12 protein-coding genes are annotated in these 16394 nt (G+C 48.5%); 6 read left to right on the forward strand and 6 right to left on the reverse strand.

Annotated elements, in window-relative coordinates:
* Positions 1–2 precede the first annotated feature (2 nt).
* The 4 genes from DWX68_RS09785 to DWX68_RS09800 form a co-directional block, all read right to left on the reverse strand.
* Positions 3–2189, reverse strand: coding sequence for a glycosyltransferase family 2 protein (locus DWX68_RS09785; RefSeq protein WP_107001456.1), 2187 nt, complete (start codon positions 2187–2189; stop codon positions 3–5).
* Complete coding sequence (locus DWX68_RS09790) at positions 2179–3153, reverse strand: glycosyltransferase family 2 protein (RefSeq protein WP_107001455.1); 975 nt, start codon at positions 3151–3153, stop codon at positions 2179–2181. The genes DWX68_RS09785 and DWX68_RS09790 overlap by 11 nt, the downstream gene beginning before the upstream one ends.
* Positions 3154–3404: 251 nt before the next feature.
* Positions 3405–4340 carry an NAD(P)-dependent oxidoreductase gene (locus DWX68_RS09795; protein ID WP_118493659.1) on the reverse strand — a complete coding sequence of 312 codons (936 nt, stop codon included), beginning with the start codon at positions 4338–4340 and terminating at the stop codon, positions 3405–3407.
* Between the two features lie 16 nt (positions 4341–4356).
* The gene (locus DWX68_RS09800) at positions 4357–6288 is read right to left on the reverse strand and encodes a thiamine pyrophosphate-binding protein (RefSeq protein ID WP_118629259.1); all 1932 of its coding nucleotides are present in this window, start codon (positions 6286–6288) and stop codon (positions 4357–4359) included.
* A gap of 350 nt (positions 6289–6638) precedes the next feature.
* Between DWX68_RS09800 and DWX68_RS09805 the strand changes: the two genes are divergently transcribed.
* From DWX68_RS09805 to DWX68_RS09830, 5 genes are all read left to right on the forward strand, one after another.
* Positions 6639–7445, forward strand: a complete 807-nt coding sequence (locus DWX68_RS09805) for a 3-deoxy-manno-octulosonate cytidylyltransferase (protein WP_118629261.1) — start codon at positions 6639–6641, stop codon at positions 7443–7445.
* Positions 7442–8107: an HAD hydrolase-like protein gene (locus tag DWX68_RS09810; RefSeq protein ID WP_022359155.1), complete on the forward strand. Its 666-nt coding sequence runs from the start codon at positions 7442–7444 to the stop codon at positions 8105–8107. Before DWX68_RS09805 ends, DWX68_RS09810 begins: the two co-directional genes overlap by 4 nt.
* 30 nt (positions 8108–8137) lie before the next feature.
* A complete protein-coding gene (locus DWX68_RS09815; protein ID WP_118629263.1) occupies positions 8138–9748 on the forward strand; it encodes an aldolase catalytic domain-containing protein in 1611 nt (536 codons plus the stop codon).
* A 171-nt stretch (positions 9749–9919) separates the two neighbouring features.
* Complete coding sequence (locus DWX68_RS09820; RefSeq protein ID WP_118629265.1) at positions 9920–11299, forward strand: cell wall-binding protein; 1380 nt, start codon at positions 9920–9922, stop codon at positions 11297–11299.
* A 224-nt stretch (positions 11300–11523) separates the two neighbouring features.
* Positions 11524–12054 carry a hypothetical protein gene (locus DWX68_RS09830; RefSeq protein ID WP_107001448.1) on the forward strand — a complete coding sequence of 177 codons (531 nt, stop codon included), beginning with the start codon at positions 11524–11526 and terminating at the stop codon, positions 12052–12054.
* A 163-nt stretch (positions 12055–12217) separates the two neighbouring features.
* Here the strand turns inward: DWX68_RS09830 and DWX68_RS14700 are convergent, their stop codons facing one another.
* A complete protein-coding gene (locus DWX68_RS14700; RefSeq protein ID WP_182432170.1) occupies positions 12218–12373 on the reverse strand; it encodes a hypothetical protein in 156 nt (51 codons plus the stop codon).
* Between the two features lie 251 nt (positions 12374–12624).
* Positions 12625–14280 (reverse strand): O-antigen ligase family protein, encoded by a 1656-nt coding sequence (locus tag DWX68_RS09835; protein ID WP_118629267.1) that lies wholly within the window; start codon positions 14278–14280, stop codon positions 12625–12627.
* A 420-nt stretch (positions 14281–14700) separates the two neighbouring features.
* On the opposite strand from DWX68_RS09835, the gene DWX68_RS09840 reads away from it, so the two are divergent.
* On the forward strand, positions 14701–16272 hold the full coding sequence (locus DWX68_RS09840) for a glucan-binding protein (RefSeq protein WP_347475183.1): 1572 nt from the start codon (positions 14701–14703) through the stop codon (positions 16270–16272).
* Positions 16273–16394: the final 122 nt, after the last annotated feature.

The following is a 16394-nucleotide window of genomic DNA, read 5'->3' on the forward strand; positions in this document are numbered from 1 at the left end:
GGTTATACCTCCAGATGATACGGTTCTCCGATTTTCTCTTTTTTCAGATCCCTGAGGGCGAAATTGGACTTCCGCAGCGTCAGGTTCGGATTGTAGTAAGGATCTCCATCTTTAAGGATCTCCGGCCAGCGCTCCGAGAAAATCTTGATCTCCCTGTTAAAACGTGCCACCTTCTCCGGCGTATCCTCCAGTCCTCTTGACTTCGACTCATAATGATACAGCAATGCGTACGGATTGTAAACCACTAAATGATTTGATGCCCGCACTTTCATGCAATAATCGATATCGTTAAATGCGACCGCCAGCTTCTCCGTAAAGCCGCCGACCTCATCAAAGAGTGCTTTCTTTGTCATCAGGCACGCCGCCGTCACAGCGCTGTAATCCTGTGTACTCATCGCACGGTGGAAATAGCTGTTTTCCGCCTTATGAAGCCCTATAAACGTATGCCCTGCGATGCCGCCGAAACCAATCACGACGCCCGCATGCTGGATCGTATCATCCTGATAGAGCAGTCTCGCGCCAACTGCGCCGACGTCCTCACGCTGGCACAGTCCCAGCATCTCCTCGATGAAATTCTCCGCAATCAGCTCGGTATCATTATTTAAAAACAGCAGATATTCGCCCTTTGCGAAGGTCACGCCGAAGTTGTTGATCGCCGAATAGTTAAACTCGCGCTCCCAGGTTACCACATGGACATTGGAAAATTCCTTCTGAATCTTTTCATAGTATTCAAAGGTTTCCTTCTCCGTGCTGTTGTTCTCTACAATGATAAACTCAACATTGCGGTACGTTGCCCGCGTCTCAATCGCCCGCAGGCATAGATCCAGATCCGTATGGTGATCCTTGTTCGGAATGATGATCGATACCAGCGGTTCCCCCTGAATTTTATATACAGAGTGATAAATGCCGTAGTCCACACCTTTTTCCACGCGCTCCGCCTCGATACCGACGCGTTTATAATGATCCATGATCGCGCGCGCACCCGCATCAAATGCGTACAGCTTGCTCTCCGGGTTGCTCGCTGTCGAATCCTTGTGGCAGCGCCAGTGATACAGCACCTTCGGGATATGGCGAATCTCCTTCGCCTTCTCCGTACAACGGAAAATAAAGTCATAATCCTGCGCTCCGTCGTATTCCTGACGGAAGCCGCCCACCTGCGCTGCCAGATCGTGGCTGACGACAAACAGATGGCAGATATAGTTGACGCTGCAGAGCAGATCGATATTGAAATCCGGCTTAAAATGCGGATCAAACAAAGCGCCGCCGTCCATATCCAGCTTATCCTCATCCGAATAGAAGCAGTCGCATCCCGGATGTTCCTGTAACAGTTTCGCACACTCATAGAGAGCATTCGGTGTCAGCTTATCGTCATGGTCCGCCAGCACAATATAATCGCCGGTCGCCATATCCATTGCTGCATTCGTATTGCCGGAAATGCCCTTATTTTCGCCTAAAATTACGTATTTAAAGCGGCTGTCCTTCTTCGCATACTGCTCCAGCACCCGCTCGCAGCTTTGTCCTGCCGGACTGCCGTCCGCCACGCAGACCTCCCAGTTTGCGTATGTCTGTTCCGCGATCGAATCCAGCATTTCCCGCAGGAATCGCTCCGGTGTCTTAAATGCCGGAATCACGATCGAGAATTTAACCGGCGCGTCAAACACCTTTTTCCTCTGCTCCTCCAGCTCCTCCGCCGTCGGCTTCGTCAGTGAATACCACTCGCCGTAATCGTAGTCATTGTCAATTCCCTGCAGTTTGTGCTTGGATTTTACCAGCAGGGCTTTCAGACCATTTTCCTTCCAGAAATCCAGACAGACCCGCACAGTCTCCATGTTCATCAGATCGCGGATCTTCTGCATCCGCTTGTGCGCCACACTGCTGCGCTTGCGGATCAGTTCTTCATTATATTTAATGCGGATTTTGCGGCCCTCGCCTTTTGCGATCAGATAATAATCTTTTCCGCGCTCATACGGGAACTGGATATCAAATCCAAGCTCTTTTTCTACCGTTCGCCCAAAATAAATCTGGCTGACGTCGTCGCGGCGGGTCGCCACATACTGAAACCGGATCGGCTGATGTGCCCCATCTTCAACCTGATAGGTGATCTCCGTTTCCGGCGTCTTTCCGATCGCCCAGCCATTGAGCTGAATCGAATTTTCACGAATCCGAACTACATCGACATTACATTTCATGCTGTTTGCCCCCAACTTTTTTTACCGGTGTATCAAAATTCAGCCGCTCTTCCTCCACTACCAGTGGACGCTTCATGACTCTCGAATTGATCGATAAAATATACTCTCCCACCAGACCGATGAAAAAGATCTGAACCGACCCTAAAAAGCACATTCCAATCAGAACCGGCGCCATACCAGCCGGAAAATCATACCAGTGAAGCAGTTTCATCACCAGATATACAATCGCCACGATCATACTGATCGCCGCGCAGATACTTCCAAATATCGTCGCCAGGCGCAGACCGACCTTCGTATAGGAGGTCACACTGAGCATCGCAGCATCGTAGAGCCGGTAAAAATTGTTGTGTGTCTTGCCTGCGCGGCGCTGCGGCTGGATATATGGGATCTCCTTGCGCTTATAACCAAGCTCCGCCACGATTCCGCGCAGAAACGGCGTCGGATCGTCAAGCTCCCGCAGAATCTCAATAAAATCGCGGTCATACAGACCCGAACCGGTAAAATGCTCAATCTGCTCGACATCGGAGAGTTTCTTTATCATCTTGTAATAGCAGCTCCTCAGCGCATACATGATCGGGTTTTCCTTGCTTCCCGTCTTGATGCCGATGACAATCTTGTAGCCATTTTCCCACTCATGGACATATTTCGGGATCATATCGACCGGATCCTGAAAATCTGCCACCATGCTGATCACGCAGTCGCCGGTACACTGTAACATTCCATAATACGGGGAATTGAACTGTCCAAAGTTTTTGGCATTAAAAATTGCCTTGATCCGTGGATTCTCGCTGCAGATCTTCCGAAGAATCGGGCGCGTCTGGTCCGTCGAATCATTGTCGATAAAGACAAGCTCATAGTCATATTCCGGCAAATCGCGCTCCAGCGTCTCCACAACCGCCTCGCTGATCGGACCTACATTCTCTTCCTCGTTGTAGCAGGGAATTAATATACTGATTTTTTTCATACTTTTCTGATTCCTATTAATTTGCTTTTTGTTTGAACTCTTCTGTTTCGTTCCACCAAATTTCGAACACAAAAAAAAGAGAAAGCCGCTTCGGCTATACTGCCTTTATTTTAAACGTCTTTCTCTCTTTTGACAACCTACAATTTTCTTAACGATTTTTGGCTGCTTCGCTATTTACTTGGCATAAACTGATAAAATATGTCCAAATATTTACCATTCTCTCCCGTCACTCTGCACAGAGGGCAGAAAAATCATTTCTGAAAAGCTAGAATTCTCTTCATTCCTTCTTCAAAATATACCTGTGGCTTCCAGCCAACCACCCGCTCCATCTTGCGGATATCCGGGATCAGATTGACGATTCCCTCTGCATTCGGCGGGCGGACGCCAAATTCCATGCTGCCCTGCCTGCCGCACAGCTCATAGACCGTCTCGACAAACCCGCGCAGCGGTCCTGTCTCATCCATCGGACCGCCCAGATTGTAGACACATCCGTGATCCGTGAGATTTCCCGCATATTCTGCCAGATCCGCCAGGGCGCGCCCCGCATCGTCAATATACATGAAGTTCCAGAGCTGCGTGCAGGCGGTCATCGTCATCTTCTCCCCTGCCCGGAAGACCCGGACACAGGAGGAAAGAAGCGACCACGGGTGATCGCCCGGTCCATACGTGCTGAAAATCCGTGCATGCCCGTAATCCAGTCCCAGTTCCCGGCAGAGCACTTCCGCCCGCTGCCGGACTGCCAGTTTCGCGCGTCCATACGGGGAGGTCGGCTCGCAGACCGTCTCCTCGTCTGTCAGCTCGCTCTTGACGCCATACTCCGCCTGCGAACCTGTAAAGAGAAACCGCCGGCACCCGAGGTCTTTCGCCACGCGGACGGCATTCAGCGCGTCCTGCACGCTCTCCTCCTGGACTGCCTCATTTTTCCGTGAATCACTCCCTGCACCGCGCCAGCCCATATGGAGAAACACATCGCATCCGCCCGGAATCCGTTCCGGCAGTTTCGAGAGATTCCCCAGATCCTCCTCCAAAATCGTGAGTCCCTGCGGAAATTTTCCATTTTCCCGCAGCAGATCCGCTTTCGTCGAATGTTCCCGCAGTACGGCGTATACCTGATGTCCGCGATGTAACAGCTCGCGCACCGCCCCCAGACCTACAAAGCTGGTGGCACCAGTGACAACTATCTTCATTCTATCGTTTCCTTTACTATTTTTTAATACGCGGAATCAGCATGATATGGTCCATCTCCTCGTCCGGCAGGAATGGGGACAGATCCTCCAGCGGCGGCGATACAAGCGTTCCGTCCGGCAGTCTCTTCGCCGCGGACTTTGGCTCAAAGTTCTGATCCAGCGTTACAAATACCTCGCAGATCACCGGGCCGTCCATCGCCAGCGTTTCTTCTACTTTCTCGCCCAGCTCCTTGTTTCCATGAATCGATACATATGGGAATCCATACGCCCACGCCAGCTTTTCCATACTCGGGAATCCAAGATCGCCGCTGTCCACGCCGATACCGATGAGCGGCTCGCCGAAGAAATTCTTCTGGGTCTGGCGGATGGAATGGTAACCGCCGTTATTGATAATGAAAATCTTGATCGGCATCCGGTGGCTGACAACTGTCTCAAGCTCCTGTAAATTCATCTGAATACTGCCGTCTCCGGTGATCAGGATAATATCCTGGCTGTGATCTGCCACGCACGCGCCGATCGATGCCGGAAGTCCGTAGCCCATCGAAGCGATGCCGGAGTTCGAGATAAATCTCTGTCCCTTTTTTACAATATTTGCGTGTCCACACACAACGTTTGCAGATCCATTCCCCACAACCACGATCTGGTTCTCATTTAAACGGCGGCTCATCTCATACGCAAATGCATATACGTTTGCCTCTGTCTCCGTGCCGCCGTTCATGTGCTTCGGCAGAACCACCGGATAATCATGCTTCCAGCCCTGGCAGATACGCAGCCACTCTGCCTGCGCGTCCTTGTACTCCTGCGTCATCGAAGCCGCGCCGTCCGCTTTTCCTTCCTCCGAAAGAACCTCGTCCATCACGGTCAGAAGATCCTTCACATCCGCGTGAACCGGCATGTCCACATGCAGAGTAGGCTTTTTCAGCTCTTCTGCATCGATATCATTCACAATCACATACGCCTCGCGCGCCCAGGTAGTAAAACGGTAACCGACCTGGCGAAAACTCAGACGGCTTCCGAGCGACAGCACCAGATCGCTATTCTGGATCGCGAAGTTGCCCGGGCGATCGCCGACGTTACCGCCTTTTCCGATGTACAGCGGGTGTTCGTCATAAATACAGTCGATGCTGTCCGCGCCGGTCACAACCGGGATTCCCAGCTTTTCAACCACGCGCATGAAAACATCGTGCGCCGCGCCGATACGGATACCATTTCCGGCATTGATCACCGGACGTTTGGAGGTGCGGACTTTCTCGATGATCGCACGCGCCGTCTCCTTCGTCACACGTGCCGGAAGTTTTGCACGAAATTCACCTTTTCCGGCGGTATCCTCCGGAATCTCGGACGCGCTCTCTGCCGCCCAGCCGGTTCCGCCCGCCTCATAATCCTCCGGATCAAAGCCGATCAGATCGTCTGTCTCGATCATTGCCGCCTGCACATTCAGCGGAATATCCAGCCAGGTAGGACCCGGACGACCGTTGTAAGCCAGATACAGGGCTTTTTCCACACAGAAGCGGATACGCATCGGATCGATCACCATCTCACAGTATTTTGTCATATTGGCAACCGATTTGGTGATATCATACTCCTGATCGCCCATCGCGCGCAGGTGAAGTCCCGTGCTGCGCGCTGTCGTGTCATAACGCACCTGTCCGGAAATGACAAACATCGGGATTGAATCCAGAAATCCGCCCGCAACGCCGTTCATCGCATTGATGCCGCCAGGTCCCGTCGTCACGCACACTGCCGCAATTTTATTGTGGATGCGGGCATACGCCTCCGCCGCCATCGCACATGCCTGTTCATGATGATTGTAGAGGCAGTGAAGCCCTTCCTGATGCCCCAGCGCGTCATCCAGATGCATCGCGCCGCCGCCTGTGATCATAAACACATCCGTGATGCCGGATGCGAGAAGTTTTTCTGCTATATAATTAGAAAGTTTCTGTTTCATTTTGATTTCCTCCTGAAAATACCTTGTCAAGTGTTCATATTATAGCACACATATTTCTCTTTTCATAGCCGACACGGCATTTTCCCTTCTTCTGAAACATTCTTTGTTACTGTTCACGGGTAGGCACTTTTGGAACCGAAAGTGCCGTAAGAAAACGTGGTGGCAGCAAGAATTTGCCAAATAATAACGCCTTTTTTCCCAACTCCTTACATTTTTCTTATGCTGTCTTGTATTTCTCCTATTTCTTTTCTATAATAAAGGTCAGCATCCGGTTCACATCGGTATGCCTGAATCGTTACGGTTCAGTTTACTTTATGTAACTGCATTTTTATCATACAGAGGAACGTCTTATGAATCGATTAGCACAGAAAAAAAAGGTCTGCGCGCTGATTCCGGCGCGGCTTAATTCGGTTCGCTTTCCGGGAAAGGCATTGAAACAGATTGATGGGATTCCAATGGTTGTGCGGGTTCTCGCGGCGGCGCGGGACAGCGGTGTATTTGATGCCGTTTACGCTGCGACCGACAGCCCTGAGATTGCTGCTGTTTGCCAGACATATGGATTTGAGGCGGTTTTCACCTCCCATTCCCATCAGAATCCGACCTCCCGCATTCAGGAGGCGGTGACGATTCTGGAAGATTCCAAGTCTGCTTCTTCGCGGAAATTTGATTTTTATGCGATGATCGGCGGGGATGAACCGCTTCTGACACCGGAGATTCTGCAAAATTTTATGGAGCAGGCGCTTACTGTTATTACCTCAAAAGAGAATGTACAGCGTCCATTTCTCATGAATGCCATGGCAGATATCCCGAACGATGCCGAGACAGCCGATCCATCCAACATAAAAGTAGTCTGCCGTCCGGACGGCACAGGGCTTTACATTTCCCGTGCGCCAATTCCATTCCGCAAGGGGACGCTTGACGAACCTTCCCGGAAATTTGTGAGTATCGGGCTTTATACGCGGGAATCGCTCGATTTCTTCTGTCAGAGCAGACCGGGCATTCTGGAACAGATCGAGGGCGTGGATTTGCTGCGTTTCCTCGAATATGGGAAAACGATCCTATTTCTTCCCATCTGCGGATATACGCTTTCCGTAGACACCCCCGTCGACCTTGAAACAGTACAGGCAATTTTACACAGGAGGACTAGCACCCTATGAATAAGAAAACATACCGCGGCGTGATCTTCGACCTCGACGGCACGCTGCTCGATACATCCGAAGGCGTCTTTGCGAGCGTGCGCCACACGGTAGAAGCACTTGGAAAACCTGCCCTCGACGAGGCGACACTCCGCACCTTTATCGGACCGCCCGTCAAGCTGTCGCTCATCCGCCTCTACGGACTGGACGAGGACGCCGCGAACCACGCAACCGAGATTTTCCGCACCCAGTACAAGGATCACGACCTGCTGAAAGCCGAGCCATACGCCGGTATCAAAGACCTGATCCGCGCACTCCGCGCACAGGGCTGCAAGATCGGGGTTGCCACCCTGAAACGTGAAGATTATGCGCTGACTCTGCTGGAACATTACCATTTCACAGAACTCTGTGACTCCATCTGCGGCAGCGATTTTGCCAGCAAAATGACGAAGGCTGACGTTCTGCACAAGTGCTTAAAAGCTTTGGAGTTGTCTCCATCCGAGGCAGTTCTTATCGGTGATACCTCTTCCGACGGAAAAGGTGCCAAAGAGGCAGCTGTCGATTTTATGGCAGTTACCTACGGCTTCGGACCAGATACCGCGGAGGCATGGCAGGAATATGCGCCGGTTTATACGGCAAAGGATACGCATGATATCGGGGCATTTCTGGGAGTCAATTTTTAAAATTACAAACATAACAAGAGGACAAACATCATGAAACAAGTCAAATTACTCGACTGCACTCTCCGCGACGGCGGCTACGTCAACGACTGGGAGTTCGGTCACGACAATATTGTTACTATTTTTGAACGTCTGATCAGCGCGGGCGTGGACATTCTGGAAGTTGGTTTTCTGGATGACCGCCGCACCTTCGACCGCAACCGCACGATCATGCCGACAACCCAGTGTGCCGATCAGATTTTCGGCAAGCTGGACAAGGGAAATACAATGATCGTCGCCATGATCGACTACGGAACCTGCGATATTTCTAATTTAAGCCCGTGTTCTGAGTCCTACATCGACGGCATCCGCGTCATTTTCAAAAAACATGTGATGCATGAGGCGATCCAATTCTGCCACGAAGTCAAAAAACTGGGCTACAAAGTGTTTGTACAGGCGGTTTCGATCACCAGCTACTCCGACCGTGAGCTTCTGGATCTGGTTGACCTTGTCAACGATCTGGAACCGTATGCGATGTCCCTTGTAGACACCTACGGTCTGCTGCATCAGGATAACCTGCTGCACTATTTCCAGCTCTTAAACTATAACTTAAAACCATCAATCGCGATCGGCTATCACTCCCACAATAACTTCCAGCTCGCATACTCCAACAGCATGGAAGTCTTACGCGAACCGGCGGACCGCACCGTTTTAGTTGATGCCTCCCTGTACGGCATGGGAAAAAGTGCCGGAAATCTTCCGATCGAACTCATTTCCATGTACATGAACACCACATTCGGACGCAATTTCAATGTCAGCCAGATGCTCGAGGCGATCGACATCAGCATCATGCCATTCTTCCGCAAGAGCCCATGGGGATATAACCTGTTCTTCTATATTTCCGCCTCCAACAACTGCCATCCGAACTACGTCCGCTTCCTGATGGATAAGCACACCCTGTCGCTTAAATCCATCAATACGATTCTGGATGCGATTGAGCCGGAGAAAAAACTGCTCTACGACAAAGATTACATTGAAACACTGTACCGCAGGTATCAGAGCACAGAATGCAATGACGAAGCCGATATTCAGGCATTGAGTGCTTCCTGGAGCGATCGCCCGCTTCTGCTGCTCGGTCCGGGAAAGAATCTGGAACTGGAAAAGGAGGCAATTCTTTCCTATATTAAGGCGCACAATCCGATCACAATCTCCGTCAATTTTATCCCGGAGGGAATTCCAATCGATTATGCGTTCTTAAGCAATTCCAGGCGCTATGTCCAACTCAACAACCGCCTGCTCGAGCACGCCGACGCCCAGGGACGCCCGGTGCGCGTCATCGCGACCTCAAACGTGACAAATGTCAAAGATACACATTTTGATTACACCTTAAACTATAATTCCCTGATCGACCAGAATGCAGAGATCATCGATAATTCCTTTGTCATGCTGCTGAACGTCCTGACCAAAACAAGCGTCCACCACGCCGCCTGCGCGGGATTCGACGGATATACGATCGATGGAGACAACTATTATAATTCCGCAATGGACTACCGGATCGCGCGGGAAAAATCACAGAGTATTAACCAGTATGTGATAGATACGCTGGAGAGGCTGGCAGGAACGCTGACGCTGGAGTTCCTGACGGATTCGAAATACGTAAAATAAAAAATTATATTTTCATATAGAAAAAGGGGTGTTCCAGCTGGTTCACCCCTTTTTCCACATCTCTCCACCCTTTCCAGCAACGCACACTATCTTTTTACGCATAATCCCCGTATAATAAGCCCCGTAATGCAGCGATGGATTTTCGCATTTTAAAAAAGGAGAGATTATACCATGCGTAAGCAAACTAAAACTTTAGCTGTTTTATCCGCTGCGGCTTTGTTCGCGGCTGCTGCACCTATAATGACAAATACGGGAACTTACAGAGTTCTGGCGGCTCAGAGCGGCTGGACAGAGGAAGATGGTCATCTTTATTACTACGATGAGGACGGCTATAAAGAGACAAACACATGGAAAAAACGGAATGGCGACTGGTTTTATCTCGATGAGGAAGGCGAGATTGCTACCAATCAGAGAGTCGATGACTATTTCGTCAACGATGAGGGGCACATGGCAAAGAACCAATGGGTTTCGGCTGAAAATGAGATCGGCTACGACAGCCCGGATTCTCCGGACGGCGGCTCCTGGCTCTATTTTGGCAAGGACGGCAAGATTGTAACTGCCAAATGGATGAGCATCAACGGAAAAACCTACTATTTCGACGAGGACGGACTGATGCAGACCGGGCTTCTGGAGCTGGACGGACAGACCTACTACCTCGGCGAGGAAGATGACGGCGCCAGAAAAACCGGATGGATTCTGCTGGAAACCATCACGAAAGACACCGACGATGAAGATATCTGGTGCTATTTTGACACCGAAGGACGCATGATCGTAAACCAAATGGACCGCAAAATCGACAATGCCTACTACACCTTCATCGACGGCCAGATGCAGACAGGCTGGATCAATGTCGCGGAAGCTGGATTTGTAAGCTCCAGCACACCTTCAAACGAAGCAGCAACAACGGACAACTCTGCCACAGACACTGTCAGCTTAAACGATTTCCGCTATTACGATCCGGAAAATGGCGGACGCCGGGCAAGCGGCTGGTACACCATTGAAGGGGCACCGGGCATCAGCGAAGAAGAAGAGCCATTTTCCTTCTTCTTTAAAAACGGAACTGCTTACTTTGCCGAGAAGGATCTTGCTATTTTCACCATCAATTCCGAGCGCTACTGCTTCAACGAGCGCGGTGAAATGCAGACCGGGCTTCAGAGCCTGAAACAGGCGGATGGCAGCTTCGCCTCCTACTACTTCGGCGACGACGGCGTGATGCGTACCGGCAAGCAGACTATTTACAATGATGATTTAGAAGAAAACCAGATCTGGTATTTCCAGACCAAAGGTTCCCTCAAAGGACAGGGCTACCATGGAGAGCGCGATAACCAGGTTTATGTAAACGGTCTTTTAAAGAAGGCGGATCCGGAACTCCGCTATGAGCCGGTTTCCATCGGTGAAAAACGCTACCTGGTAAACACCAGCGGCACCATCCAGAAAGCAACCTCTTCCTCCTCTTCCGCTTCCCGTCCGGAACTCGGAAAAGGGTTCAAGGATATCAAAGACAGCAATGATACTGCCTGGACAGTTGACACATCTGGAATCATCCAGTAAAATATAATATTGCATCCGTTCAAATACCGCAGGACACTTTTGTGACACCGCGGTATTTTTTCTGAAAGATGTCTTTTTTTATCGTTTTAAAAATTTTTTTGGAAATTTTTAAATTTTTTTCTAAAAACCAGTTATAATGTTCCCGATTAAAACGTATTATAATAAAGGGGATGTTTTCATTTTTCTCCCAATGACTCAACTCTTACTTCTACGGAGGCAACTCTATGCGTGGTTTAAATGTTTATTGCTGTCCAAACTGTGGACATTATGGATTCTTTCAGCTCGTTGCCAATGCGGTGTGTCCGCATTGCTCAATCGCCATGACTCCTCTTCCCATTCCGTATCAGGATTTCATGGACTTAGACTATCCACAACGGCAGATCCTGATTTCCAGACACATGATTAATGCGGCAAGCCCTTTGGATTCTAAAGCCAAACAGGCGAACAAGGCTAAGGCACCAGGGCAGACAAAGCCATCCGGCCGGAGCAAATCACCGGATGATGCAAAATCGTCGGATCAAAATGCAGCACCTGATAACACCAAATTGATGACAGATCATTCTGCAGCACCGGGTAAAACAAAATCATCTTCCACTTCCTCGAATCTCCATCCGGATATCTCAAAAGATTCCGACAAGGAAACTCTCTATCAGGAAGTATTGGCGCTAAGAGAGAAAAACGAGCAGCTGGAGCAGACGATCTCCTGGATGCATGATTTAATCTGGAAATTGACGCGCCAACTGCATATTACATAGAGTACATAAAAAATGCCGCATGATTCATTCTGGTTTAATAACATACCTTCTGAATCATGCGGCTTTGATATTCGATTTAGTATTTAATTTTTGATTTGATTGTTCACTTGCTCCATCTGGTATAAATGAGCCTCTTCTCTCCCATCTTATCCAGTTTCTCCGCTTATCCCACCTTCTCCGTCTTACAGAGTATGTAGTGGTCAATCATCCGGTTTAAGCTTTGATTCATCTGATCCAGAGTTTTAAATAACTCCTTAAGCTCACGCTTTAATTCTTCATTTTCCTGTTCCAAAACGACCAATTTTTTAGCTTCATCCATAAACTCTCCTCCTTTTGACTGCCTGTTCTTCCATTCAGATGACCACACTGCATAACGCAGCTCTGCCAGGCGATCCTATCGTTTTTTCGTTTCATATTATTTATAAACCGATTTTAAGAAAAATAAAAGAGTCTATCGATCGCAAATTTCGACACGGGTTACTGTTCACACATTACTTTAAATTCTAAATCGACAAAGTTCGTCATTTCGGCTTTTCCGCCGAATCTGCCCGGATTTGCCGTCTATTTGAGCTATTCTGCCTGTTCTGCTTTCTCTCTTGTGAGTGTAAGCCCAATCGCCAGCATCGCCCACATAATCGGCGTCGCGATCGGGAGGTTGATATTAACAACTGCCTGTGCTCCATAGCAGAGCACCGCCAGAACAGGCGCCAGAATCCAGGCGCACTCTTTCCATTTTCTGCACATTCTCACGCAGGCGCCGCCCAGAAACGCAAGATAGGATGCAAGCGCAAGCGGTCCCATTGTAACAAGGTACTGGAAATATTCGTTGTGGGCGCTCTCATAGAAAACTCCATACCGATCCAGCGCATCCTGCCTGAAATCCCAAGTCAGAATTCCATATGTGTCTGGTCCAAAACCAAACAACTGATGCAGGAACGGCAGCTCGCGATAGGACTGCCAGCCAATTCTCCAGCAATATCCCCGGTTCGTCCCCCAATCATCATCAAAAACAAGATACTGGGACAACGCGCTGTACCGTTCCGCATGTCCTCCCAGATTTGCATCATAGAAGACAAATGCCACTGCCAGGCATCCAAGAATCAAAACTGCACACCAGCCACGCCAAATCCATCGTCCCGGTTTGCTCTCTGGATTCGTCTGTTCCATCTTCCGTTTCCAAACACAGAGAATCCCCGCCAGAATCCAGAATAAAACGACGACTCCCTCCAGATAACGATAGCGCACCAACACGCCAAACACACCGCCCAGACCGATGACCTGATCGGCATATACTTTATTGACCGTATCTACTACCTTGATCACGGTCATAAACGTAGCCGCCAGAATACCATAATCTGCGATGCCCCGCCATGTCGTAAATAAAAACAGCGGCATCCCCGCAAACAGCATTCCAAGTGATAAATATGCATTATCACTCTGTCCGGTAATCAATGCAAAAAAGGCCAGCGCCGAAACCAGATAATACCAGATACGGCGTCCCACTTTTCTCTCACTTACAAAACAGCCGCAGGCAACCGCCATCGTAAGCGCCACAAACGCCGTATATGTGTTAATATTTCCCAATGTAGATACAAACAGGTTTCCCTGTTCATTGCTCACGCCCTTTTTCCATCCCAATAAATCCATCTGGAAATAATCTGTGATTCCAAACAGACAGACCAGAACGGACGATGCCAAAAACACATCCAGGTACCATTTTCTCATCCGACCATACTTGCTGATCACAATCGTTCCCAGCACATACAGCGTAATCAAGAATAATCCGCTGAATCGTCCCTCATTTCCCCAGAACGACTCATACACATAGTCCGACAGCACCGTCGATATCAGTGCCAGCGCCCAGAAAACTGCCAGCGCCTTATAGGCAAATGGCTGCTTTTTTAATTCAGTCAGTCGAAACGCGCCCAAAAAGCGCCGCACATGCGCCCCGCCAAACCGCTTTAAGTCCATGCACGCAAATACTATCGCTGCGATCAGGCATGACGCCAGCATCGCAACCGTGCTGAGCCAGTAAAACTGATATTTCGATACCAGAATATCATAATAATAATTATGGAAATATAGCGGAAATGCCCCAAACACCACACACAGATACACCGACACAATCCATGAAAAAACCTTTCGGACTTTTCCCTCCCATGCCTGCTCTGCCAAAATGGATGCAGTCGGAGCTCCCTGCTCTCTTGCAATCTCTGTCTGTTCCATCACATTCTTCTCCTTTTCTTATTCGTAAAACCAGAGAAACGGCTTGTATCAGTATAGCATTTCGTTTTGTGGATAGCAAGGAAGGAAATCTTAAATTTCCCCTATTATCTCGTTACTGTTCACGCATACGTGCCCAGTAACGGAATTTGCCGTGGCTTCGCATTTAAATACGGCAAATTCCTGCTGCCACCACGTTTTCTTACGGCACTTTCGGTTCCAAAAGTGCCTACCTGTGAACAGTAACATTATCTCTCCCTTTTTTTGCAACTTGCGATACTTTTCCATATCCGAAGTATAATGACCTGGTAATGCAGTTAGGATTTCGAGAAAAATATTTCAAAAAGTAAAAAGGAGAGTGCATTAATTATGAGAAAGCAGACTAAATTAGTTGCAGTACTTTCTGCAGCAGCTTTACTCGCTATGGGTGCTTCCATGACTTCTTTCGCAGCTGGTTGGCAGAAAGATGACGCTGGTGTTTGGCACTACTATGATAGCGATGATGAGATGGTAACAGGCGAATGGAAGAAGGACGGCGGTAAGTGGTTCTACCTTGACGAAGACGGCGATATGCTGACAGATGCTTGGGTAGATGATGACTACTATGTAGATGAGTCCGGTGCTATGCTGACAAACGCTTGGAAATACACTGTATCTGACGAAGATCAGGATGAACCGGATGAGGATGGCGAGCGTTGGTTCTACTTCAACAACAAAGGTAAAAAAGTTGTAAACGATACCAAGAAGATTAATGGTAAAACTTACTTATTCGATAGCGATGGTAAGATGGAGTTTGGCTGGCAGCAGGATAATAACACCGGCGACATGTACTACTATGGCGATGAGAACGATGGTGCTAGAACAGAGTCCAAGTGGCTGTGGCTGGAGAGATCCGGTAACTTAAGCGATGAGGATCTGGATGACGGACAGAATAAAGGTCTGTGTGACGATACCTCTTCTGATCCGTGTGATGACGAAGGTTGGTACTGGTTCCAGTCCTCTGGTAAGATGTACAAAGATAAAACAAAGAAGAAAATCAACGGTAAGTTCTACATGTTCAATGAGCATGGTCAGATGCTGTATGAGTGGATTGACAATAAGAAAGTTTCTGTTGGTTCCAACGCGCAGCTTGATGCAAAACGTGCTGATGGCTCTGTAGCAACTGCTGGTGAGATGCTGTACTACAATGTAAATGAAGAAGGCTGGAGAGCTGATGGCTGGTATCAGATCGATGGTTCCGAGGCTATGAAGACAGACAGCGATACAGACTGGTACTACATCGATGATGACGAAATGTATCATGCAACAGATGCTGATGATGCAGGTACGACTGATGGCGGTAGTGAAGTTTATGTAATGAGAAAGAAAGTTAAAGTAAGTGGTAACAAGTATTTCGCATTCAATAAAAAAGGTCAGATGCAGGATGGTCTTCAGTACATCGTTAAAGATCATGGCTTCTTCTACTTCGATGAGAATGGCTACCAGAAGACTGGTAAAGTTTCCAGCGTAGAGTGCGAAGATGATGATTACACCTTCTACTTCACAACCAAGAACGGTAAGAACGGTATCGGTTATACCGGTGAAAAAGATGGTACTCTGTACTTCAACGGTAAGAGACTGGAAGCAGATGATGATTATAAGTTCTATGTAGTAGATGGAAGTATCTACCTTGTAAATACAAAGGGTAAGATTCAGAAAGCTACCAACAGCAAGAAATATGATGATATCGAAAACGGCGCATACGTTGGAAAAGATTTACATGTAACAACTAACAAGAAAGGTATCGTATCTTCTGTTCAGGTTGGCAATGCAGCAGCAACTAGAAGCGAAGATTTATTAACAGATCTTGCAACAGACATCAATGCAACTGGTTTCGATGCTAAGTCTTATGAAAACGCAAATGATAATAAAGTAGCAGTTCCGTTCATCGATCTGTACGATAGCAATGATGTTTATACCTATACAGGTAGTGATTATGCTGAGGGATGGAGATAATTAAGTATTACTTTAAGTGATTCTTAATTTCAACCGATTAGAATTTCTTAATCTCTCTAAATTAAAGGAGAGCTGTCGCATTCATATGTGGCAGCTCTTTTTCTGACTAAATATGGTAACAT

The organism is Clostridium sp. AF20-7 (genome assembly GCF_003479275.1).
In the GTDB taxonomy this organism is placed as follows: Bacteria; Bacillota; Clostridia; order Lachnospirales; family Lachnospiraceae; genus Otoolea; species Otoolea fessa.